Source organism: Aestuariibius violaceus (assembly GCF_040779325.2).
Taxonomy (GTDB): domain Bacteria; phylum Pseudomonadota; class Alphaproteobacteria; order Rhodobacterales; family Rhodobacteraceae; genus Aestuariibius; species Aestuariibius violaceus.
Genome location: NZ_JBFONT020000003.1, coordinates 228,488 through 250,862 on the forward strand (window position 1 = coordinate 228,488; position 22,375 = coordinate 250,862).

22 protein-coding genes are annotated in these 22,375 nt (G+C 66.3%); 3 read left to right on the forward strand and 19 right to left on the reverse strand.

Features of this window, described 5'->3' with window-relative positions; genetic code table 11:
• Nucleotides 1-218 precede the first annotated feature (218 nt).
• Nucleotides 219-2,177: a DUF4139 domain-containing protein gene (locus AADZ90_RS13170; RefSeq protein WP_367310470.1), complete on the reverse strand. Its 1,959-nt coding sequence runs from the start codon at nucleotides 2,175-2,177 to the stop codon at nucleotides 219-221.
• Nucleotides 2,178-2,336: 159 nt separating this feature from the next.
• Between AADZ90_RS13170 and AADZ90_RS13175 the strand changes: the two genes are divergently transcribed.
• On the forward strand, nucleotides 2,337-3,356 hold the full coding sequence (locus AADZ90_RS13175; RefSeq protein WP_367310471.1) for a M20/M25/M40 family metallo-hydrolase: 1,020 nt from the start codon (nucleotides 2,337-2,339) through the stop codon (nucleotides 3,354-3,356).
• Here AADZ90_RS13175 and AADZ90_RS13180 read toward each other — a convergent pair.
• Both AADZ90_RS13180 and infC read right to left on the reverse strand, forming a co-directional pair.
• Nucleotides 3,337-4,113 (reverse strand): transglutaminase-like domain-containing protein, encoded by a 777-nt coding sequence (locus AADZ90_RS13180; protein ID WP_367310472.1) that lies wholly within the window; start codon nucleotides 4,111-4,113, stop codon nucleotides 3,337-3,339. The genes AADZ90_RS13175 and AADZ90_RS13180 overlap by 20 nt on opposite strands.
• A 66-nt stretch (nucleotides 4,114-4,179) precedes the next feature.
• Nucleotides 4,180-4,695, reverse strand: coding sequence for a translation initiation factor IF-3 (infC, locus tag AADZ90_RS13185; protein ID WP_367310473.1), 516 nt, complete (start codon nucleotides 4,693-4,695; stop codon nucleotides 4,180-4,182).
• Nucleotides 4,696-4,898: 203 nt separating this feature from the next.
• On the opposite strand from infC, the gene AADZ90_RS13190 reads away from it, so the two are divergent.
• On the forward strand, nucleotides 4,899-5,768 hold the full coding sequence (locus AADZ90_RS13190; RefSeq protein WP_367310474.1) for a hypothetical protein: 870 nt from the start codon (nucleotides 4,899-4,901) through the stop codon (nucleotides 5,766-5,768).
• Between the two features lie 7 nt (nucleotides 5,769-5,775).
• On the opposite strand, the gene AADZ90_RS13195 is transcribed toward AADZ90_RS13190, so the two are convergent.
• From AADZ90_RS13195 to cysG, 6 genes are all read right to left on the reverse strand, one after another.
• On the reverse strand, nucleotides 5,776-6,594 hold the full coding sequence (locus AADZ90_RS13195) for a ferredoxin--NADP reductase (protein ID WP_367310475.1): 819 nt from the start codon (nucleotides 6,592-6,594) through the stop codon (nucleotides 5,776-5,778).
• 67 nt (nucleotides 6,595-6,661) lie between these two features.
• A complete protein-coding gene (locus AADZ90_RS13200; protein ID WP_367310476.1) occupies nucleotides 6,662-7,078 on the reverse strand; it encodes a DUF934 domain-containing protein in 417 nt (138 codons plus the stop codon).
• A 45-nt stretch (nucleotides 7,079-7,123) separates the two neighbouring features.
• Nucleotides 7,124-7,879, reverse strand: a complete 756-nt coding sequence (locus AADZ90_RS13205) for a phosphoadenylyl-sulfate reductase (protein ID WP_367310477.1) — start codon at nucleotides 7,877-7,879, stop codon at nucleotides 7,124-7,126.
• Nucleotides 7,869-9,539: a nitrite/sulfite reductase gene (locus tag AADZ90_RS13210; protein ID WP_367310478.1), complete on the reverse strand. Its 1,671-nt coding sequence runs from the start codon at nucleotides 9,537-9,539 to the stop codon at nucleotides 7,869-7,871. Before AADZ90_RS13210 ends, AADZ90_RS13205 begins: the two co-directional genes overlap by 11 nt.
• On the reverse strand, nucleotides 9,536-9,841 hold the full coding sequence (locus tag AADZ90_RS13215; RefSeq protein ID WP_367310479.1) for a DUF2849 domain-containing protein: 306 nt from the start codon (nucleotides 9,839-9,841) through the stop codon (nucleotides 9,536-9,538). The genes AADZ90_RS13210 and AADZ90_RS13215 overlap by 4 nt, the downstream gene beginning before the upstream one ends.
• Entirely contained in the window at nucleotides 9,841-11,235 is a 1,395-nt protein-coding gene (gene cysG / locus AADZ90_RS13220; protein ID WP_367310480.1) for a siroheme synthase CysG, read from the reverse strand. The genes AADZ90_RS13215 and cysG overlap by 1 nt, the downstream gene beginning before the upstream one ends.
• Nucleotides 11,236-11,370: 135 nt before the next feature.
• On the opposite strand from cysG, the gene AADZ90_RS13225 reads away from it, so the two are divergent.
• On the forward strand, nucleotides 11,371-11,832 hold the full coding sequence (locus tag AADZ90_RS13225; RefSeq protein WP_367310481.1) for an Lrp/AsnC family transcriptional regulator: 462 nt from the start codon (nucleotides 11,371-11,373) through the stop codon (nucleotides 11,830-11,832).
• 55 nt (nucleotides 11,833-11,887) lie between these two features.
• Here AADZ90_RS13225 and AADZ90_RS13230 read toward each other — a convergent pair whose 3' ends face one another.
• The 10 genes from AADZ90_RS13230 to AADZ90_RS13275 form a co-directional block, all read right to left on the reverse strand.
• Nucleotides 11,888-12,916, reverse strand: coding sequence for a permease (locus tag AADZ90_RS13230; RefSeq protein ID WP_367310482.1), 1,029 nt, complete (start codon nucleotides 12,914-12,916; stop codon nucleotides 11,888-11,890).
• Nucleotides 12,909-13,220, reverse strand: coding sequence for an ArsR/SmtB family transcription factor (locus tag AADZ90_RS13235; protein WP_367310483.1), 312 nt, complete (start codon nucleotides 13,218-13,220; stop codon nucleotides 12,909-12,911). The genes AADZ90_RS13230 and AADZ90_RS13235 overlap by 8 nt, the downstream gene beginning before the upstream one ends.
• 200 nt (nucleotides 13,221-13,420) lie before the next feature.
• Nucleotides 13,421-14,968: a phosphate ABC transporter substrate-binding/OmpA family protein gene (locus tag AADZ90_RS13240; protein WP_367310484.1), complete on the reverse strand. Its 1,548-nt coding sequence runs from the start codon at nucleotides 14,966-14,968 to the stop codon at nucleotides 13,421-13,423.
• A 146-nt stretch (nucleotides 14,969-15,114) separates the two neighbouring features.
• The gene (locus AADZ90_RS13245; RefSeq protein ID WP_367310485.1) at nucleotides 15,115-16,257 is read right to left on the reverse strand and encodes a cytochrome P450; all 1,143 of its coding nucleotides are present in this window, start codon (nucleotides 16,255-16,257) and stop codon (nucleotides 15,115-15,117) included.
• 30 nt (nucleotides 16,258-16,287) lie between these two features.
• Nucleotides 16,288-17,454: a sensor histidine kinase gene (locus AADZ90_RS13250; RefSeq protein ID WP_367310486.1), complete on the reverse strand. Its 1,167-nt coding sequence runs from the start codon at nucleotides 17,452-17,454 to the stop codon at nucleotides 16,288-16,290.
• A 159-nt stretch (nucleotides 17,455-17,613) separates the two neighbouring features.
• Nucleotides 17,614-18,843, reverse strand: coding sequence for a DEAD/DEAH box helicase (locus AADZ90_RS13255; RefSeq protein ID WP_367310487.1), 1,230 nt, complete (start codon nucleotides 18,841-18,843; stop codon nucleotides 17,614-17,616).
• A 277-nt stretch (nucleotides 18,844-19,120) separates the two neighbouring features.
• Nucleotides 19,121-20,356 carry an aspartate kinase gene (locus AADZ90_RS13260; RefSeq protein ID WP_367310488.1) on the reverse strand — a complete coding sequence of 412 codons (1,236 nt, stop codon included), beginning with the start codon at nucleotides 20,354-20,356 and terminating at the stop codon, nucleotides 19,121-19,123.
• A 182-nt stretch (nucleotides 20,357-20,538) separates the two neighbouring features.
• Nucleotides 20,539-21,183: an SDR family NAD(P)-dependent oxidoreductase gene (locus AADZ90_RS13265; RefSeq protein ID WP_367310489.1), complete on the reverse strand. Its 645-nt coding sequence runs from the start codon at nucleotides 21,181-21,183 to the stop codon at nucleotides 20,539-20,541.
• Nucleotides 21,184-21,306: 123 nt separating this feature from the next.
• Nucleotides 21,307-21,744: a DUF1178 family protein gene (locus tag AADZ90_RS13270; RefSeq protein ID WP_367310490.1), complete on the reverse strand. Its 438-nt coding sequence runs from the start codon at nucleotides 21,742-21,744 to the stop codon at nucleotides 21,307-21,309.
• 54 nt (nucleotides 21,745-21,798) lie between these two features.
• Nucleotides 21,799-22,275, reverse strand: a complete 477-nt coding sequence (locus tag AADZ90_RS13275) for an NUDIX hydrolase (protein WP_367310491.1) — start codon at nucleotides 22,273-22,275, stop codon at nucleotides 21,799-21,801.
• Nucleotides 22,276-22,375 lie beyond the last annotated feature (100 nt).

Below are 22,375 nucleotides of genomic sequence, written 5' to 3' on the forward strand. Positions count from 1 at the left end.
AGATGAGGAGGATGTCCCCGGGGAGAGGGGGCGTTAAGGTTGATGCTGGTTAGGTTTAACGGGCGACGAGAGCGGGGGCGGTTCGTGTAGCGGGCCGTCTGGACCGGCTTTTGTCAGGTACCCCCGCGGTGAACCTAAAGGGGCTGGGCGGTCTGGAACGCGAGCGCGGACGTCCCGGGGCGGGCGGCAGACGCCGGGGAGCGCCTGCCGCTGCCGGCTTAGCGGAAGCGGCGGATGATGTCGCCCAGGTCCGTCTGGCGGGCCCGGAGGTCGGTGCGGGCGGCATCGGTGGCGTCGAGGGTTTCCAGGATCTCGTCCTCGGTCTCGGACAGGCGCGTCTCGTAGCGGCGGCGCAGGTCGGCGTTGGTGACGGTGTGCAGGTTCTGGCGGAGACGCTGTTGCTCCTGCAGGAGTCGATCGTAGCTGCGGTCGAGATCGGCGATGCTGGTTTCGGCGGAGGTCACGGCGCGAACGGCCTCTCTCGCCTCGGCCAGGATCGCCTCGTCCGCCTCGTCAACCTCGGCGCTGCCGGTGGTGACGACCTGGAGGGCCTGCCGGAGGCCGTTGGCGTCGAGGGCGTATTGGCGGAAGATGGTCTGTTCCTCGGTGACCAGGACCGACGCGGTGCCTTCCGTGACCTCGCGGGAGATGCGCAGGAAGGTCTCGTTCTCCTCCATCTCGCCGTTCGTCTCGATGAAGCGGTAGCCGCTTTTGGGGTGTTCGACGGCGAAGATCTCGACCCCGTCGGGGACGGTGGCGGCGTATTGGGTTTCGATCTGGGTGCGCAGTTCGACCGTGAGCGCGCCGTCGGTGGCGGCGAAGTCGATGCGGGTGCCGGCCTCGCTGCGGTTCTGGACGACGGTCGCGTTGGGCGCGGCGGCGTAGGGCAGGAAGCGGGTCTGGTCGGCGGAGAGGCCGGTGAAGGGCGCGTCGCCGACGAAGCCGTTGGCGTCGCGGACCGAGACGAGGCCGGGGGCGAGCGGCTGATCGGCCGTCAGTGCGACGGCGAGAAGGACGTCGCGGGACCGGCCGGGCTGGTAGAGGGCGCGGATCTGGGGGTCGATCTCGAGGTCGATATAGAGGAGGTTGGCCGTCTGGCCTGCGGGGAGATCGACGGGTTCGGGGACGGCGTAGCGGACATTGCCGATGCCGCGGATTTCCTGGGCGGATTGGGCGGCGGGGGCGAGGGCAGCAGGGGCGGCTTCTTCCATGGCGATCATGTCAGCGGAAGGGCTAACCCGCAAAACTGCTCCTGCTGGTGCATCCCTGAGGAGGCGCTGTCGATCTGCCGGGCTAACGAAACCAACGTCTGGCCGCACGGTCGGGCGGCCTGCGATCAGGTTTGGCGGGGTCTGGCGGCCGATGCGGAGGGGGGAGAGGAGGTCGCGGTCATAGGCGACGGGGGTGCCGGTGCTGAGGGTGAGCGAGATGTCCGACCAGTCCTGCCCGGAGAGGTTTTCGACCGTGGCCCAGCCCTGCAGGCGGCCTTCGTCGAGGAGGAGGCGCCAGGAGTTTTTCCAGGCGGGGGCTTCGGTGACGTAGGACAGCTCGACGTCGCGGGCGGCGTTGTCGTCGGTTTCGAGCGTCAGGTCGAAGGTGCGTTCGGTGTCGTCGCCGGTCAGGCTTTCGGCGGCTTCGGTCAGCGCGTTGCCGATGCCCTCGTCGATGGCGATGGAGACGCCGGGGCGCAGGACGACCTCGGTCAGGGCGCCGTTTTCCTGCTGGAGGAGGACGGCGGGGTGGGTGATCGTCGTGTCGCCGACCACCTCGCTGCGTTCGGAGAGGCCCATGACGCGGCCTGTGACCTCCTCCCGGTCGGTGGTGACGCGGATCTCGGCACCGGTCATCGAGGAGAGGACGGCGGTGATGCCGCGGGGCAGGCCGCCAGCGAAGGGCGTGCCGCGGAGGCTTTCTGGCACGCTGGCGGGCGTCGCGGTGGTGATGCCGACGATACGGCCCGACGGGTCGCGGATGATGAGCGAGGCGAGGACGTCGTCGGCATGGTCGCGCGGGACGGTCAGCGCGATGTCGGTGCCTGCATCCTCTTGCGTGAGGGTGTAAAGCGCGATGCCGGACTGGCCGAGATCGACGCGGGTCACATCCGGGCCTGCCTCTTGCGCATAGGCGGCGGAGGCCATGGCGATGAAACTGACGGTGCGGAGAAAGGTTTTGGTCATCGATATCGTCCTGTTGATGCCTCGGGGCGCGTGCGTTTGCCCTCATGCGCCATTCTTGCCATTTTTGGCGGCGCGTCGAGGCGGGGTTGCATGACTTTTCATCGCCCAAAGGGGGATTGATATGCCATGACAGCGCGATGATAGCTGTTGGAGATCCGGATGGTTTTCTCTGATCCTTCCTTTCCCGCCCCAACGGCCGAGCGGGCGCGGACCTTGCGCGGGCAGGTGAGCGCGGCGCGGTTGCGCGCGGATACCGAAGCGCTGCTCGGCCCGCAGGACCGGCAGCATTTTCCCGATCGCATGAGCGAGACGGAGGCTGGGATCGCGGCGCGCCTCTCTGAGGCGGGGCTGGAGCCTGAGATCCGTCCGTTTGCCGTGGGCAGCGCCGGACCTGCCGTGCGTCATCGGGAGCTCAAGGGAGCCAATGTCGTTGCGGTGAAGCCGGGGCGGCGGCGGGAGGCCATCGTGATCGGCGCGCATTTCGACACGGTGCCCGGAACGCCGGGGGCGGACGACAACATCTCGAGCGTGGCGGCGATGCTGGAGGTGGCGCGACTGGTGGCAGGGTGGGATCTGGAGCCGACGCTGATCTTCGTCGCCTTCGATATGGAGGAGATCGGCCTGCATGGCGCACGAGCTTTCGTGCGGGAGCAGTTGGGTGACCGGCCGCTGACCGGAGCAATCATCTACGAGAGCATCGCCTATACGTCGGCCGAACCGGGGAGCCAGAAGATGCCGCCTGGCTTTGGCCTTCTTTTCCCGCGCGTTGAGCGGGCGGCGCGAGCGCGGGGATATGCGGGGGATTGGGGCGCGGTTCTGTACCGCGAACCGGCGGGGCGGCTGGCACGGCTTTATGCGGCGAGCCTGGATGCGCTGCAGGGCGAGGGGCGGACGCTTCTGTTGCGCGATCCGTGCGATTTTCCGATCATCGGACGGATGCTGGAGCGGCGGGTGCCGTTCGTGCGGAACTTTGGCCGCAGCGATCATGTGCCGTTCTGGGAGGCCGGGCTGCCCGCGATCATGGTCACCGATACGGCGGATTTCCGGAACCCGCATTACCACCAACGATCCGACCTGCCGGCGACGCTGGATTTCGATCACCTGCGTGACGTGGTGGCGGCGACTGCGCTGATGGTCGAATGCGTCTCGGAGGCCGCTGTCAGAGGCGCCGGACGCTGACGGATTGGTTGCGCAGTTCGACGGGGCCATAGGAGGTCAGGAACGCCACATCGCCCGCATCGCGGCCGATGCCGATGATGGCGGCGTTGTCCGGGCGGCTCATCCCGGTCGGGTCCACGAGGTGCCAGTTGCCCGCGAGGTAGACCTGCGCCACGGCGTGGAAATCGGGGGGATCGGCATCGGGACTGTAGACACTGGCGAAGCGGGCCGGGATGCCCGCGGCACGGGCGAGCGTGATCATCACATGGGCGAAGTCGCGGCAGATGCCCTGGCGCTGGATGAACGTGTCCGTCGCGGTGGTGCCGGGCCCGCTGGCGCCGGGAACATAGGCGATGTTGGCGCTGATCCAGTCGGACATCGCGGTGATCTTGGCGCCGCCGGAGAGATCGCCGAAATCGGTCGCGACCAGTGTCTGGAAGTCCTGCGCCGGGCAATAGCGCGATTCCATCAGATACTGCACCGTCTCGCCCGGCAGATCGTGGAGCGGGACGGCGGGGAGGTCGTTGAGGTCGGTCGCGGGGCGGTCGATCGCGACTTCTGCGGAATAGGTGCAGACAAGCGCGCCGCTGGCCGTGAGCCACAGCCGTTCGCCGATTTCGTCCTGGGCGGGGATGCGGGCGACAGGCCCCGTGCCGGAGAGGTCAAGCCGGGTGTTCGACACCTGTTGGTCATCGAGCTGCGCGACCTCGACCTGAAGCAGCAGGTCGCATGGTTCAGGCAAGTCGTAGTGGAGGCCGACATTGATGGACAAGCGCATTGCAGCCTCCAAAAAAGTGCCGCGCCTCATTGGGCGCGGCCTTGTCTTCCGGTCTTGCCGTATCGGCTATTTGGTGACCGGACCGATCATCATCACCATCTGGCGGCCTTCCATCCTGGGGAAGTTCTCCACCTTGCCGATTTCCTTGGTGTCTTCGGCCACCCGCTCGAGCAGGTCACGGCCGAGGTTCTGGTGCGCCATCTCGCGGCCGCGGAAGCGCAGCGTGACCTTCACCTTGTCGCCGTTTTCCAGGAATTTGAAAACGTTGCGCATCTTGACTTCGTAGTCGTGGGTGTCGGTGTTGGGCCGGAACTTGACCTCCTTCACCTCGATCGTCTTCTGCTTCTTGCGCGCCTCACTCTCGCGCTTCTGTTGTTCGTACTTGAACTTGCCGAAATCCATGATCTTGCAGACGGGCGGATTGGCGTTCGGCGAAATCTCGACAAGGTCCAGTCCGGCCTCTTCGGCGAGGGCCATGCCTCGTTCGGGTGTCACCACCCCGACATTGTCGCCATCGGCGCCGATCAGGCGGATTTCATTGGCGCGGATACGGTCGTTGACGCGGGGGCCGGTGTCGCGCACCGGCGGGGCGTTGTGAGGTCTGCGGGCTATGGGTTCTATCCTTCGGTGATTGCAGATTCAGAGGGGAGAAAAGTAGCTGTGCGACCGGGCGCTTTCAACCCGCAAAAGCCCGGCATAGCAGGTGTTTTGCCGCTGATCGCTTTTGATCGGAGCGACATTGATCTATTTCCTTGCAAGAGCCATGGATGCGGAGAGAACACGCCATGAGAAATCTGATTATCGGACTTGTCATCGCCGTTCTGGCGTTCTTCGGCTATCAGTATGTGATCGTCGGTCAATCGCCGCTGGAGGTCTTCGGCGGGGCCGAAGAGGACGTTCAGCCTGTTGCGGACGATGCACCTGCAGACGTCGTCGAGACCCCTGCTGTCGAAGAGCCGCCGGCGGATAATGCGGCTGCCGCCGAGGAAGACGGGCTTCCCGCCTCCTTTGAAGAGGGGTTCCGGTCGATCCTGAGGCTGGTTGACGAGGCCGAGGCCAATCAGCGCGCGGCAGTGGATGCGGCAGGGCAGGCCCGGCTGGCCGTATCGGAGGGTGATCTGGACGCGGCCGACACTGCCCTGGCTATCGGGGAAGACGCGGCCCGCGCGGCGCGCGAGGCTGCGGATACGGCGCTGACGACCGCTGGCACCATCGCGGACGAAGCGACAGCCCTGGGCGGCGAGGCCGCAACGACGGCCGCGTCCGATGCGGTGGCCCTGTCGCGCGTCGCGGCGGATGCCGCGACGGATGCGGAGGACCGGATCGCCGCCGCGCGTCTGGCGGTCGACGCGGCGCGCCAGGCCGCCCAAGAGCCGGAAGAGAGCGCGCCGGCGCCCGAGGCGGGCGATCCCGCCGCCGATGGCGGTGAGACGCAGCCCGAGCCCTTGCCGGAGGACGCGACGCCTGAGGAGATCATCGACCAGGCGCTTTCCGGCGGGGAGGTCGATTTCGCCCGCATCCAGGAGCTGGTCGATCAGTCGAACCTGGGTGAGTTCGAGAAGACAGCCTTGCGGATCGCGCTCGAACAGGCGCGGAACAACCCCGAAGCCTTCGAGGCGGTTCTGCAGCAGTTGCAGGGGGCGTTGGGGCGCTAAGGCCCCCTTAGCCGACGAAGGCTTTCTCGACGACGTATTCCGCCGGGTCGGAATTGGCGCCCTCGCGCAGGCCGAAGCCTTCGAGGATCTCCTTGAGGTCGGTGTTGAGCGCCATGGAGCCGCAGACCATCGCACGGTCGGTCTCGGGCGAGATGCCGTCGATGCCGAGATCCTTGAAGACCGTTCCGTCCTTCAGGAGGGTCGTGATGCGGCCCATCTTCGGGCTCTCCTCACGGGTGGTCGTGGGATAATACCGCAGCTTGTCGCCGACGAATTCACCGATCAGCGGGTCCTCGGCGAGGCTTTCGACCAGCTCCCGCCCATAGGTCAGCTCGGCCACGTCGCGGCAGGTATGGGTGACGATGACATCGTCGTAGCGCTCGTAGGTCTCCGGATCGCGCAGGAGCGAGGCGAAGGGGGCGAAGCCGGTGCCGGTGGCGAAGAACCAGAGGCGCTTGCCCGGCGTCAGCGCGTCGTGAACGAGCGTGCCGACGGGTTTGGGCCGCAGGATGATCTGGTCGCCCGGCTGGATGTGCTGGAGTTTCGAGGTCAGCGGGCCGTCCTGCACCTTGATCGAGTAGAATTCCAGCTCGTCGTCCCAGGAGGGGGAGGCGATGGAATAGGCGCGCAGGAGGGGCCTGCCGTTGTCACCCATCAGGCCGATCATGACAAACTCGCCGGACCGGAAGCGCAAGGATTGCGGCCGGGTCACGCGGAAGGCAAACAGGCGGTCGGTATAGTGGCGGACCGACGTCACGGTTTGCGCGTCAGGAAGCGTCGGCACGGCGGCGGCGGCGGTCTGGGTCACGGGGCTCTGCTCGGTCATGTCTCAATTCGCGAGGGCCGACCCTCGCGCCTTTCTATCTGGCATCTTGGGGATGAAAACGGAAGGCTTAGCCGCGCAGGCGCGCCCGGTAGTCGCGGGTCTGCCACGCGGCGCGGGCCAGCCATTGGTCCTCGGGTTGGCGGGCGGCCAGATCATCGGCGATCTCGACCTCGTCGAAGCCCGCGCGGCGGGCCATGGCATATTGGTCGGCGATGACGTGGCCATGGGCGCGTAGGCGGCCACTGTAGCCCATGCGGCGCAGTTCAGCGGCCAGCGTGAAGCCACGGCCATCGGCGAAGCTGGGAAAGGCGATGCGGATCAGGGCGAAGCAATGCAGCTTGTCCGCGATTTGCGACAGGTCGGCATCGGGTAGCAGATCGAGCCCCAGCTGGCCGCAATCGTTGGCGGCCAGCGTCTCGGGCGCGACGAAGCCGCCGGTCCAGTCGTCGGTGCCGAAGCCACTATCGGTGACGATGACGCTCATCGGGTGATCCTCTTCATCTGGCCAAAAATACTCATTCATCCCCCCTCAGGCCGCCGCGCGGCGCTTGGGGCCGCGGACGATTTTGCCGTTTTCGAAATGGATCCCGCATTCTTCCTTGTCGGTGTCGCGCCAGCGTCCGGCGCGCTCATCCTCTCCGGCGCCGACGGGCGAGGTGCAGGGGGCGCAGCCGATGGAGGGATAGCCCTTGGCGACGAGCGGGTGCCTGGGCAGGCGGTTCTGGGCGATGTATTCGGCCGTATCCTCCCTGGCCCAGCGGGCCAGCGGGTTAATCTTGATCCGGCCGGTTTCGGGCTCTTCCTCGAAGAATTCGAGCGTGGCGCGCTGGCCGCCCTGATAGCGTTTGCGGCCGGTGATCCAGGCGTCGAACCCGTCGAGTGCGGTCTGCAGGGGCCCGGATTTGCGGAGCGTGCAGCACGCATCGGGGTCGTGGACGTGCAGAACGCCTTCTGCATCCTGGGCCAGAAGGTCGGCGCGGGCGGGGCCGATGCGGCGGATGTCGGTGAGGCCGAGTTTCTCGGCGACCTCCGCCTGGTAGGCGAGGGTTTCGTCGAACAGCATCTCGGTATCGATGAAGAGCACGGGGGTCGTGCGGTCGATGACCGAGATCATGTGGAGGAGGACGACGGACTCGGCACCGAAGGACGAGACGAGGGCGAGGCGGCCAACGCCGGGATCGGTGACGGCCTTTTCGAGGACGGAGATGGCGCCGTGGTGGCGGGTCGCCGCGTTGAGTGTGGCGACCCGTTCGGCCACCGGGGGAAGGGGCGCTTCAAGCGGCATGGGCCTTTTCCTTTTGCTCGTAGAGGGCAGTCTTGAAGGGCTCCATGCCGACGCGGGCGTAGGTCTGCAGGAAGGTTTCGTCCTCGCTGTCGCGCAGGTCGAGATAGGCGAGGATGATGCGTTCGATGGCGGGCACGATTTCGTCCGCCGGGAAGCCGGGGCCGGTGCGGGTGCCGATCGCGGCGGTTTCGGTGCCGTCGCCACCGAGGGTGATCTGGTAGTTTTCGACGCCCGCACGGTCGAGGCCGAGGATCCCGACATGACCCACATGGTGGTGGCCGCAGGCATTGATGCAGCCCGAGATCTTGATCTTGAGGTGGCCGACCTCGTGCTCGATCTTGAGCGCGTCGATGCGGGTCGCGATCTCTTGCGCGATGGGGATCGAGCGGGCGGTGGCGAGCGCGCAATAATCCATGCCGGGGCAGGCGATGATATCGGAGGCGAGGCCGATATTGGCCGTCGCCAGATCCGCGTCGCGGAGGGTTGCGTAGAGTGCGGGCAGGTCCGATTGGTGGACGTGGGGCAGGATGACGTTCTGTTCGTGGCTGATGCGCAGTTCGTCGTGGCCGTAGCGTTCGGCCAGGTCGGCGAGGCGGCGCATCTGGTCGGCGGTGGCGTCGCCCGGCGTGGCGCCGTGTTTCTTCAGCGAGACCGAGACGATGGCGTAGCCCGGTGCGCGGTGCGGCGTCAGATTGGTGTCGGTCCAGGAGCGGAAGGCGGGGTTGCGGGTGCGCTCTGCCTCGAAGGCGTCGGTGGGGGCCGTCTTGAAGTCGGGCGGGGCGAATTGGGCCTCGATGCTTGCCAGCATCTGCTGATCGACGCCCGAGAATTGCGGGCGGATGGCGGCGAAGCGCTCTTCGACGCGGGCGCGGATCTCGTCGATGCCGTGCTCGTGGACGGTGATCTTGATGCGGGCCTTGTACTTGTTGTCGCGCCGTCCGAGCAGGTTGTAGACGCTCACGATGGCTTCGACATAGGGCAGCAGGTCGGCCTTGGGCAGGAAGTCTCGGATGATCTTGCCGATCATTGGTGTGCGGCCGAGGCCACCGCCGACGATGACCTCGAAGCCGGGTTCGCCGTTCCGTTCGACCATGCGCAGGCCGATATCGTGGGCCTTGGTCACGGCGCGGTCGTTGGGCGATCCGGTGATCGCGATCTTGAACTTGCGGGGCAGGAACTGGAATTCCGGATGGTCGGTGGACCATTGGCGTAGGAGTTCGGCCACGGGGCGGGGATCGGCGATTTCGTCCGCCGCGGCGCCTGCAAAATGGTCTGCGGTGACGTTGCGGATCGTGTTGCCGGAGGTCTGGATCGCGTGCAGGCCGACCTCCCCCAGCGCGTCGAGCATGTCGGGCACGTCGCGCAGCTTGGGCCAGTTATACTGGATGTTCTGGCGGGTGGTGAAATGGCCATAGCCCTTGTCCCACCGCTCGGCGATCATCGCCAGCTGACGCATCTGGGCGGAGCGGAGTGTGCCGTAGGGGATCGCGACCCGCAGCATGTAGGCGTGGAGCTGCAGGTAGAGGCCGTTCATCAGGCGCAGCGGCTTGAACTCATCCTCGGTCAGCGAACCGTCGATGCGGCGCGCGACCTGGGCGCGGAACTGGGCGTTGCGTTCGGCCAGGAAGGCGCGGTCGAAGTCGTTGTATTGATAGGTCATTCGGCGGTCTCCGCCTGTTTGCCGTGGGCGTAGTTGGAGGGGCCGCGGGTGCGAAACTCCTCGCGGAAATGGGTGGGTTCGGGGCCGTCCGCGCCTGCTTGCGCGTCGGCGAGGTAGGCGCCGACGACGACGTCTGGCTGGCTTTCGGCGAGGAGGAGCCGGATCTGGGCGTGCGCCTCGTCATCGATCAGCTCGGCCTCGGCCATGTCGCGGGTCCAGCAGTCGTCTTCGGTGAGCCAGACGGCATCCCCGTCGAGCAGGGCGTTGGCGGTGACGACCTTGGGCGTGAAGGCGCGGGGCATCAGGCAATCTCCTCTGCCAGCTGGGGAAGGGCGGCTTCGGCCCGGCGAGGGGCGAGACCGTAGAAGATCAGTGCAGGGCCGGTGAGGCCTGCATCGGTGAGCGCGGGTTCGAGGGTCGAAAGGCGCGTTTCGAGGAGGCGCTGATCCGGGCGGCTGACATTTTCGATGACCGTGATCGGGGTGTCGGGGTCGGCGCCGTGCATCAGGAGGCGGCCTTGCACGAAGCGCGCGGCGCGTTTGCCCATGTAGATCGCCGCAACCTCTCCCGGGCGGGCGAGCGTTTTCCAGTCATGATCGGTGAAGCCTTTGGTGTCGTGGCCCGTCAGCAGCTTGAGCGCGCTGTTGCGGCCCCGCTTTGTAAGGCTCTGGCCGATGGTCGCCGCAGCGGCGGAGGCCGTCGTGATGCCGGGGACGATGCGCCAGGGGATCTGGGCGGCATCGCAGGCCTCGATCTCTTCATCGAGGCGGCCGAAGACGGTCGGGTCGCCGGATTTGAGGCGGACGACATGGGCGCCGGATTGGGCGTGGTCTGTGATCAGGGCGTTGATGTGGTCCTGGCTCATGGAGGCGCCGAAGCCGGTCTTGCCGGTCTCGATGATGGTGGCCTCGCGGCGGGCGAGCTCGAGGATTTCCACCGGAACCAGGCGGTCATGGAGAACCACATCGGCGCGGTCGAGCGCCTTGCGGGCCTTGAGCGTCAGAAGGTCAGGATCGCCGGGGCCGGCGCCGACGAAATCGACATGGCCTTCCTGTTCGGGTGCCGTGGCGTGGCGGTGGAGGAGCGCGGGAAGGAGTTCGTTGACAGCCTGTTCGCCGTCCTCATAGGCGGCGGGGCCGGCTTTGTCGTAGTATTCCGCCCAGAACTCACGGCGCTTGCGGCCCATGGGCAGGCGCACCTCGACGGCGGCGCGGAAGGCCTTGCCGAGGCGGGCGAGCGGGCCGAGGGATTGGGGCAGGCGCGCCTCGAGATCGGCCTTGATCTTGCGGGCGAGGACCGGGGCCGCGCCTTCGGTGCCGATGGCGACGGTCACCGGGTCGCGGTCGACGATGGCGGGGGTGATGAACTGGCTGTCGTTCAGGTTGTCGACGATGTTGACGAGGGCGCCGTCGGCCTGGGCGAGGGTCGCTACGCGGGCGTCTTCGGTGGCGTCTTCGTTCGCGGCGTAGAAGAGGCTAGCGCAGAGCGCGTCGCCGGGGGCCATGGCGCGGCGGATGGTGCGGAGCTTGCCCTCCGCCTCCCAGGCGAGGATTTCGGGGGCGATGTCTTGGGCGATGACGGTGAGGTGCGCCTCTGTCTTCAGCAGCAGGCGCAGCTTGGCGATCGCGGCATCGCCACCGCCTGCGAGGACGATGCGGCGGCCTGCGACGGCGAGGAAGATGGGGAAATGCTGCATCGGAGCGCTCCTTGGGTCTCGCTTCAATATAGAATATTGTTCTGTTCTGTTGCCAGTGAGGCGGAAAAATAGGAACGTATGTTCTGAGTGACGCTCCTTCGGAGAGCTTTGTTCTGAAAATGGCAGGAGGCCGGGATGGCGTTCCGGATCGACGACACAGACAGGAACATCCTGCGCGAGCTGCAGCGGGATGCGAGCCGGTCATTGGATGAAATTGCCAAGGCGGTGGGCAGTTCGAAGACGCCCGTCTGGAACCGCATCCGCAAGATGCGGGAGGCGGGGGTGATCGGGCGGACGGTGGTGGAGCTGGATGCGGAGAAGCTGGGGTTCGAGGCCTGTTTCTTCGTGCTGATCCGGACGTCGGAGCACGAGGCGGATTGGCAGAAGCGGTTTCTGGAGGCGCTGCGCGCCCGGCCGGAGGTGCAGGAGGCGCATCGGTTGGCGGGAGAAATCGACTATATTCTGAAGGTTAGGGTCGCCAATGCGCGGGCTTACGACGCGTTCTATCAGGCGCTGATCTCGGAAGTGCGGGTCTACAACGTGACCGCGCTTCTTTCGATGGAGGAGATCAAGGCGACGGCGGAATTGCCGCTTTGAGGGCGTGCGGCATCCGGGCGGCAAATGGTCGGCATCACGTCGGAGGTTAGCGCCATCAGACGATGAGCTGGAAGAGGATGCCGGACAGGATCGCGCCGCCGATGCCGAGGGCGATGTAGGTGGCGAAGACGCGCAGCTTTACCAGCGACCAGACGGCGGCCATGGCGGGGATGGAGCTGACGGCGCCGGCGACCATGAAGGCCATCGCGGCGCCCGCGGTCATTCCCTGGTCCATCAGCCCGGCGAGGAGCGGTGGGGCGATGTAGCCGTTGAGATAGGCAGGCATCCCGACGAGGGCGGCGGTGGCGATGGGGAGGATCCCTTCGCCACCGACGGCGGTCGCGATCAGGTCGGCGGGGATGTAGCTCTTCAGGAGCGCTTCGAGGACATAGGCGAGCGCGAGCCATTTGAGGAGGAAGAGTGCGTTGGTCCTGGCCTCACGGGCGAATGTGGTGCGGCGGTCGGGCTCGGTCCAGACGCGCCAGACGGGGCGGCCGCTGAAGGGGGAGGGGCCGCAGCCGCAACCGGTGTTTTGCCGGACGCGCAGAGGATCGCTCAACCAGCCGGTGCGGGTGACGGCGCGGATCGCGAAGCCGCCGAAGAGGCCGAGCGCCACGGCGGAGACGGCCTTGCCCACCGCGAAGGGCCAGCCGAGGGCCGCGGCGGTGATCAGAAGCGTCGGCGGGTCGACGAGCGGGGAGGCGAGCCAGAAGGCCATGACCGCCGAGAGCGGCGCGCCGAGGGCGAGGAGGCCCGCGATGAAGGGGATGACCTCGCAGGAGCAGAACGGGGCGAGGCCGCCAAGCATGGCGGCAAGGACGATCATGCGGGTTTCGCGGCCCTTGAAGGCCTCGGCGATCATCGCCTCGGCGCCTGCGGCCTTGAGCCAGGCGATGAGGAGGACGGCGAAGGCGATGTAGGGGGTCGTTCGGGCAAGGGAGGTTGTCGCTGAGGTGAGGATTGAGCCCAGGTTATCGGGGTCGAGGAGGGCGACTGCCGCGAGAATGGCGGCGATCAGCGCCCAGACAGAGCGGACGCGGTCGAGGGTGAGCCGGTTTGGGGTGGTCTGGGTGGTGTCAGCCATTGTTCGCGGCCTTTCGCGTGACGTCTGCGCAGCATTCGCTGAGGATGAATTGAGCGAGCGCTTCGAGCTGGTCGAAGGCGGCGCGGTTGAGGGTGGTGCGGCCGGATCTTTGCTGTTCGATCAGGCCGCCTGCCGTGAGGAAGCGCAGGTGGTGGGCGAGCGTCGAGGGAGGGATGCTGGTGCGGGACTGGATCTCGCCCACCGTCAGCCCCTCGTCGCCTGCGCGAACGAGGGTCTTGAGCACGTGGAGGCGGGCCTCCGATCCGATGGCGGCAAATCCCTGGGCGGCTTCGGTGGTGTCCATGGCAAGCCTCATGATTCGATATAACTAGGTTATTAGTTTAATCGAGGTGGTCAAGCAGGATCCTTATTACGGCTCGTCATGCTATGGGTCGCCGAACGCTCGAGCCGGTCCGAAAGTGGGCGACAAAAGAAAAGGAGGGCCGCGACGGGCCCTCCCCAAAAGTGTGTTCAGGTCTCGGCTTCGGGAGCCGATCATCGAGGTCAGCGAACCCAGACCTCGACCCGGCGGTTATGGGCCAGTCCGACCTGGTTGTCGTTGCATCCGACCGGTGCGGCCTCGCCGTAGCCGAGGACCGACATTCTGGTTCGGCCAAGGTCCCGGCCGCCGGGGTGAGCGCGGACCTTCGACAGAACCTCGTTCGCCCGGTTCAGCGAAAGCTGGACGTTATAGTTGTAGTCCCCGCGTGCGTCCGCGAAGCCGACGAAGATGAATTCCCGGTCGCGGTTTCCCGGACGGCCCAGGTATTCGACAAGCCGGTCGAGATCGCGCAGCGCCTTACTGTCGAAGTTCCACCGCGCGGTCGGAAACCGGAAGGTCAGGGAAAGACGCTCTGCCCCGCTGAGTTCGCGGACGATCCGGTTTTGAACGGCTCTGCTGATGCGCTGCGGCTGGCCGATCACGGCGGCATCCAGAAGCCGGGCCTGGCCCTGCGGATCACCGACGATCCCGAGGCTGTAGTAGCCCGACTCGTCCACCTCATCGTCGACCTCGGGCGAGATCATGAGGTTGGTCATTTGCCGAACTGTCGGATTGGGATTCTGGTTGTCGATGTAGAGGCGGATCCGGCGCCCCATCAGATACTCCTCTGCCTTGCTCTTGAAGGGGGAGGCATCGGTGCGCACGCCGCAATCGAGGATGAGATCGATCGGCTTGGAGTCCAGCACGTTGTCGCTGATGCTGTAGCCGATGGCGCCGGGCGTCTCCATCACGTAGCGGGTCAGCTTCTTGCCGCCGTCGACGATGACCGTGTTGTCGGATGGGTCGGGCCGGTAGCGGAACGCCCAGGTTTCGAAGTTGCGCCGCGCGGAACCGCCGGGGCGGGCCACTGGCACGATCTCGAGATTGGGGCCACCGACCTGCGCCCAGTTCCTGATCTGTCCGGAATAGATGCCAGCCAGTTGCCTGCGCGACAGCGCGTCGACAGGATTGTCCGGGTGAACGATCATCACGACGGAGTCGACGGCCACCACATATTCCTGGGACACGTCGAGCAGGTTGCCCCTGCCTTGCGCCGCAAGCGCCGCGACCTCGTCCGGTTCGGCCCCGCGGGAGGACATGGCGATGTCGGTCGTCCCGGCGATCAGCCGTTCGAGGCCGGGGCCCGAGCTGGTCGATTCCACCTCGAGCACGAAGGGGTCGCCGCCATCGTTCGGAGTGAAGATGTATTGTGCAATATAGTCGGGGAATTCGTTTGCCTCGGACAATCTGGCGTCCAGAACTTCGGCGAAGGGTTCCATGATGAGCGGCATGAGGTCTTCGCCGAGGTTATCGGAGCCAACCATGACCAGATCTGCGGGCAGGCGGGTGGGCGCGGGGAGTGCCGCCTCTGTTTCGACCTCTTCGCCTGCCGGTTCGTCGCTCTTGAAGGCAGCGAGTTCGAAGGTCGGGCATCCCGGCCCCTCGCACGTCACCGAACCCACCGGGGCGCTCACCGCTGCAAGGCTCGTTTGAACATGATACATGCCGTCTGAGTAATCGATCAGCTTGCCGGACATCCGCGACCCGCCATCCAGCGACACGAGAACCACGTCGCCGCCGGGTTCGATGACCGTCTCTTAACGCGTGTTTAAGTCAAGTCGAAGGCTTGCTCTTTGAAGCGGCGATATATGCGGTGGCCGCCCGGCTTCCATGGCCGGCAGATCGCCTGCGCATCCATGATCTGCCGCTTTGTTCTTCAGCGGCTGACCACCAGCCCTTCCAGCCCGTGGAAGTGGTAGATGTCGGCATAGCGTGGGTGCTCTGTGAGGGCGAGGGTGGGGCAGCGGTCGAGGAGGATGGTGAGGGCCACCTCGATCTCGAGCCGGGCAAGCGGGGCGCCGACGCAAAAGTGGAGGCCGCCGCCGAAGGCGGTGTGGCGCGGGGCCTTGGCTTCGGGGGCGAAGTGTTCGGGCGCGCCGTCCCGGGCGGCGGAGGCGAGCAGGCAGTCGGCGCGGTCGCCGGGGGCGAAAGTGTGGCCGTAGAGCGTGACCTCTTCCAGCGCGTAGCGGGCGAAGACGTGGAGCGGCGGGTCGAAGCGGAGGAGTTCCTCGACCGGGACGGGGCGGCGGGCGGTTTCGCCGGCCTCGAGAAGGGTTTTGACCGCGTTGCCGAGCGTGTGGACGGTCGCCTCGTGGCCCGCGTTGAGGAGGAGGATGACGGTGGAGACGAGCTCGGGCGCGCTCAGCCTGTCGCCTTCATCGTGGGCGGCGATGAGGCGGGAGAGGAGGTCGTCGGTGGGGGTGGTGCGACGGGCGGCGATCTCGGTTCGGAGGAAAGCGGCGAAGTCGCGGGCGGCTGTGTTGGACGCCTCTTCATCCGCGTGGGTGCGGGCGGGCTGATACATGCGGACCATGGCGTTCGACCAGGCGAGGAGCTGGGGTGCCACCCCCTCGGGCAGGCCGAGGAGGCGGGTGATGGTCAGGAGCGGCAGCGGCGTGGCAAAGGCGGGCAGGAGATCGAAGGGGCCATCCGGGAAGGCGTCGATGAGGCTGTGGGCGGTTTCGGCGATCTGAGGGCGCAGCGCCTCGACCGCGCCGGAGGTGAAGGCGCGCAGGACGAGGGCGCGAAGGCGGGTATGGCGCGGCGGGTCGAGTTCGAGGAGGGAATGGGCCTCGAGCGCGTAGAAATCGGTCAGATGATCCGGGATGTCGAAGGGCGGCGGGGTGCGGCCGAAGCGGCGATCTTTGAGGATCACATTGACCGCCTCATGGGTGGTGGCGGCGACGGCGCCGTAGTCTTCCCAGAAGATCAGCGGGCCGGCGGCGCGGGCCTTGGCGTAGAACGGATAAGGATCTTGGACAAAGGCGGGATCGGTTGGCGATTGGCTGAGGCGGTGCATGAAAGGGATCCGGAGGCTGGGCCGTCTTCGTCAGCTTCGGAGGCCGTCGTCCAGAGGGATCTCCAGCGTTGCGGATGCGCCGCTATCGGCGGTGTCGAAGCGAAGTGTTCCGCCGATCTGGGCGGCAGAAGCCTGCATGACCTTGAGCCCGAGGCCGGGCCGGGCCGCCGCCGAGGCAAGGTCGGTCTTGTTCGGGCCGTTGTCGCGGAAGACGCCGCGCAGGTAGGGGCTGTCGTGACGGAAGGTGATGTCGATCCGCCCTGCGTAGTCGTCGGGGAAGGCGTGTTTGAGGGCGTTGGAGACGAATTCGTTGACGAAGAGGGCGAGCGATCCGGCATAGCGCGACGGGACCTCGACAGGATCGGAGCGGAGATCGAGCGTGATGCCGGGGCGGGCCTGGCTGCGCAGGATGTCGGCGAGGCGGTCCAGATAGGCGGAGAGATCGACGGTCGCCGAGGTTGAGGAGCGGTGCAACTGGTCGTGGATCTCGGCGATGGCGCGGACGCGGCCTTGGGCCTCGCGCAGGCCGTCGGCGAGGGGGCCGTCGCCTGCTTCGGTCGCTTGCAGGCCCAAGAGCGCGCTGACCTGCTGAAGGGAGTTCTTGACGCGGTGGTCGATCTCTTTGCGGAGGATGTCCTGCTGGCCCAGCGCCTCGGTCAGGCGGCGCGTCTGGTGTTCGATCTCTCGCTGGTCGTCGGCGAGGTTGCGCAATGCGCTGCGCAGGTCGATCTGGGCCATGACCTGGCGGGCGAGGGTTCGGAGGGTCTGGGCCTGAACGTCGCTGAGGGTGCGGGGTTTGGTGTCGAGGACGCAGAGCGTGCCGAGCGGCAGGCCATCGGCGCCTGTGAGCGGCATGCCGGCGTAGAAGCGCAGGTGAAGCTCGCCGGCGACGAGGGGGTTGTCGGCCGTGCGCGGGTCGGCGGTGGTGTCGGGGATGACGAAGAGGTCGCTTTGCCGGATCGCGAGCGCGCAGATCGAGCGGTCGATCGTGGTCTGGCGGATGTCGACACCGATCGCGGCCTTGAACCACTGGCGCGTGTCCTCGACGAGGCTGATCAGGGCGATGGGGGCATCGCAGATCGCTGCGGCGAGGGCGGCGATAGCGTCGAAATCGCTTTCGCGCGGCGTATCAAGGAGGTGGCGCGACCGCAGGGCGGCCAGGCGATCCTCGTTCTCCACAGCTCTGCGGGTGTCCATCGTTGGCTTCCGTCGTCGGGATGACACGCCCGACCGTCGGGCTGCGCATGCTTATGTCCCATGACATAAGCCGCGCTGCAAGTCGGCCAAACCGAGATACGGGTTGATCCGGTGACTAGCCGACTTGGACGATGTGACGAAAGCTGAAGGGTCAGACCTTCAGGCGGCGCGCGCCGCCCTGTTGCGGCGGGGCCGGCGGCGTTTCTGGGAGGGGCGCGATTTGGGCTTTTGGCGGTTGGGGGTTGGCTTGGCCTGCTCCGCCGCCCAGGGCGTGCCGCCGAGGACGGGGATCTTGCGGCCCATGGTCTTTTCGATCGCGCGAAGCTCGGACATCTCGTCAGGCGCGCAGTACGCCACGGCGGACCCGTCGCGCCCGGCGCGGGCGGTGCGGCCGATCCGGTGAACGTAATTGTCGGGTACGTTCGGCAGGTCGTAATTGTAGACGTGGCGAATGCCGGGAATGTCGAGCCCGCGGGCCGCCACATCGGTGGCCACGAGAACGGTCAGATCGCCGTTGCGGAATGCCTTGAGGGCGCGTTCGCGCTGGCCCTGGGACTTGTTGCCGTGGATGGATCCAGCGGCGAAGCCGGCCTTGTCGAGCGTCTTCATCAGGCGTTCGGCCCCGTGCTTGGTGCGGGTGAAAACCAGCGCCTGTTCGTCGCGGTGGGCATCCAGATGGTCGATAAGGAGGACGGATTTGTCGGATTTCGTGACGAAGTGGATGCCTTGGGTGATCTTTTCGGCCGGTTTGCCCGGAGGAGCGGCTTCGACGCGGACCGGATCATTCAGATAGGCCGTCGACAGTTCGGCCATCTGTTTTGGCATCGTGGCCGAGAAGAGCATCGTCTGCCGATCCTTTGACAGGAGCGGCGCGATGCGGCGCAGGGCATGGATGAAGCCGAGGTCGAGCATCTGGTCGGCCTCGTCGAGGACGAGGAATTCCGTCCGGTCGAGGCGCACCGCCTTACGGTCGAGCAGGTCGATCAGGCGGCCCGGCGTGGCAACCAGCAGGTCGGTCCCTTTCTGGAGCCGATTGATCTGGGCATTGATTGAAGCACCGCCCACCACGAGCCCGATCTTGAGATGCGTTCCGTCGGAATAGGCGCGCAGGTTGTCGAGGATCTGCTTGGCGAGCTCGCGGGTCGGCGCGAGGATCAGGCCGCGGGCCGTTTTCGGTTCGGGCTTTTCCCCGACCTGCATCAGGGTGTGGATGAGCGGCAGGCCGAAGGCGGCGGTTTTGCCGGTTCCGGTTTGGGCGAGGCCCATCACGTCACGCCCGTTCATGGCGTGGGGGATGGCCTTTTTCTGGATCGGGGTCGGGTCTGTGATGCCTTGTTCGGCCAGTTTGGCGATGAGGCGGGGCGCAAGGCCCAGCATGTCGAAATCCATGGGATACATGTCCTTGAGTGGCGGCGGGGGCTGTCCCGGCCGCGCGAAATTCAGGCGCCGCCCGGTCCGGACGACAGGGCGATCGGGGCGCGCCGGGACGCTGGCCTTAAGCCAATCCGGCGCCGAACCCCTGCGTGATGTGGGTGCGTGTGATATATCGGCGTCCTGCCAGGGCGGGCCGGTTGGCCTGCCTCTTTCGCTCACGCGGCAGAAGACGCTGGAGGGCAGATGGCCCTTTCCCGGCGATAAGTCAACAGGTTTGACCCTGTTGCGTGCCTCAGGCGGTTTCCAGCCCGAACGCGTCGTGGAGCGCTTGGACGGCAAGCTCCATGTATTTTCGATCGATCAGGACGGAGATCTTGATCTCGGAGGTCGTGATGACCTTGATGTTGATCCCCTCGTTCTTGAGGGCGGTGAACATCTGGGAGGCGACGCCCGCATGGGAGCGCATGCCGATGCCCACGACCGAGACCTTGCAGACATCCTTGTCGGCGACGAGGTCGTGGTAATTGATCTCTCCCCGCGCCTTGGCCTTTTCCATCGCGTCGTCGGCCCGGGCAACCTGATCGACGGGGCAGGAGAAGGTCATGTCGGTCCGGCCGTCTTCTGAGATGTTCTGGACGATCATGTCGACATTGACGCCCGCCTCGGCGAGCGGGCCGAAGATCGCGGCGGCGATGCCGGGGCGGTCGGCGACGGAGATCAGCGTGACCTTGGCCTCGTCGCGGGAATAGGCGACGCCTGAGACGACCTTGCTTTCCATGATGTCCTCCTCGGCACAGACGAGCGTGCCGGCGTTTTCGTTGTTGTCCTCGAAGCTGGAGAGCACGCGCAGGCGCACGTTGTAGCGCATGGCGAGCTCGACCGAGCGGGTTTGCAGCACCTTGGCGCCGAGGGAGGCGAGCTCCAGCATCTCTTCGAAGGCGATGCGGTCGAGTTTGCGGGCCTTGGTGCTGATGCGGGGATCGGTTGTGTAGACGCCGTCGACATCGGTGTAGATGTCGCAGCGGTCCGCCTCGAAGGCGGCGGCGAAGGCCACCGCAGTGGTGTCGGATCCGCCGCGGCCGAGCGTCGTGATGCGGCCCTCGGGGCTGATGCCCTGGAATCCGGCGACGACGGCGACCTTCATGCCTTCGCCGAACTTCGCCATGATGTTATCGGTCGGGATCTCCTCGATCCGGGCGGAGCTGTGGGCGGAGGTGGTCTTGAGCGGCACCTGCCAGCCGGCCCAGGAGCGGGCGGGGACGTCCATCTCTTGCAGGGTGAGCGCCATGAGGCCCGCGGTGATCTGTTCACCGGAGGAGACGACGGCGTCGTATTCGCGCGCATCAAAAAGGGGCGAGGTCTCCTCCACCCAGCTGACGAGCTCGTTGGTCTTGCCCGCCATGGCGGAGACGATGACGATCACGTCATAGCCATTTGCGACTTCGCGGCCCACGCGCTTGGCCGCGCGGGCGATCCTGTCGAGGGTGGCGACGGAGGTGCCGCCGAATTTCATCACTAGAACGGGCATGGGTGGTCTCGGCTACGGGTCCGGCGCGGGATAGGGAAAGGGGCGCGGAAGGGCAAGGGCCGGACGCGGGCGACTGCGCGCCTGGTGGCGCGACACCCGCCCGGCCCGGCCTTCGCGGACGCGTTGTTCCATCGTGCTGCGCGAATGGAAAGCGCGGATGGAGTATTTGGGGCCAGATGACGTCAGTAAGGGTGGGGGTGGCCGTCCCAGGTTTCGAAAACCCCGGTCGTGTCCGGGGAGAGGGCGGCGAAGCCGCGGGCGAGGCCGCGGGCGCTTTCTTCCGGTGAGATGGCGGCGTGATCGCCGCCCATATCGGTGCGGACCCAGCCGGGGTGGTAGATGCCCACGGCGATGCTGTCAGGCTTGAGGTCGGTCGCGAGGTTGCGGCCGAGGTTGAGGAGGGCTGCCTTGGAGGCGCGGTAGATATAGCTGCCGCCGGGCGCCCGTTCGTGGGAGGCCATCTGGGAGGAGATGAGGGCGATCTTGCCGCGGGCCTCACGCAGGCGGGGGAGGAGCGCTTGGACGAGGAGGAACGGGCCGGTGACGTTGGTGGCGAAACCCTCGGCCCACATGGCGGGCGGGTAGCCGGTCGCGAGATTCTGCCCCTTGTCGGGGTAGATCCCCGCATTGCAGACGAGGAGATCGAGCGGGCGGTCGATCCTGGCCGCCAGATCCGCGATCGAGGCCGGGTCGGATTGATCGAGATCTTGCCAGCCCGGCTGTTTCGGCGCGGTGCGGGCGGTGCCGATCACCTCGTAATCTTTCGAGAGGATGTCGCGCAGGGCTGCGCCGATGCCGCGGTTGGCACCTGTGATGAGGGCGAGCATGGATCTGTCTTTCAAAGCGTCGGTTCAGCCGAGTGGTAGGCTGCCCTGCGGATACGGGCAATGGCCGCCGGCCCTCTTTCGGTCGCGGAGAGAGGTGCCCGCATCGGACAGGGGTGACCCGCCTCAGTTGACCTTGCGACCGGAGACGAAGGGGAGAGGGGCGACCGGGATGCCGTCGTCGAGGAGCGATTTGACCTCGCCCGAATTCGCTTCGCCGTAGATCGGGCGGTCGGGCGCGTCGCCGACATGGATCGCGCGCGCCTCTGAGGCGAAGCGGTCGGCGACGTAGTCGGAGGTCGCTTCCACATGCGCCTTCAGTTTTGCCACCGCCTTAACGAAATCCGGCGGAGGGGCGTCGGATGTGTTTGCCGGTTCGGGAAGAGGACCGGAGGCTCTGCCAGGGCGCACTTTCGGGGCCATGAGGCTTTTTTCGACATGCGTATTGCCGCACTCGATACAGGAGAGGCGGCCTGCGTCGCGCAGGGCATCGAAGGCGTCTGAGGAGTGGAACCAGCTTTCGAAGGCGTGGCCATCTCCGCATTTGAGGGTGTATTTGATCATCTGTCTAAGGTCCCAATCGACAAGATAGGGCGGCTGAAAAGCGGTGCAAAGGGCTCAACGCGGGAGCGACGCTGGGTCGAACCCGCGCAACATGTCGGCCAGCCCCGGTTCATCGACTTTGTCGGCGGCCTTTTCCGGCGTGAACCATTTGCGCCGTCGCTCGTGCTTTTCCGGCCAGTTATTGAGCTCTTTCTTCACCTTCAGTGGATAGACCATGGCCAGAAACAGCCGGCGTTGGTCGTGGCGCTTGCGGGTCTCGTAGACGCCGAGGCAGGTTTCGTAGGTGCGGCCGCGCAAGCCCGCCTCTTCATAGGCTTCGATGGCGGCGGCCCGGGCCGGCGTATGGCCATGGATCGGCCAGCCCTTGGGCAGGATCCAGCGCTTGGAGGTGCGGCTGGTGACGAGGCAGACCTGAAGCTCGCCCTTTTTCTCACGAAAGCAGAGTGCCGCGAACTGGGTCCGCACGCTGCGTTTGGAAACGCCGGCGAGACTGAGCCTGCGGGCCTTGGTGAGCGGGCGCATCATGGTCATGATCTATCTGCGGTCTATCTTGCCGAACGGTTTACACGTGAAGTTACTGATACGGTGCGGGGGGTTATCATGCAAATAAAGCGCGGCGGAAGGCGGCGAA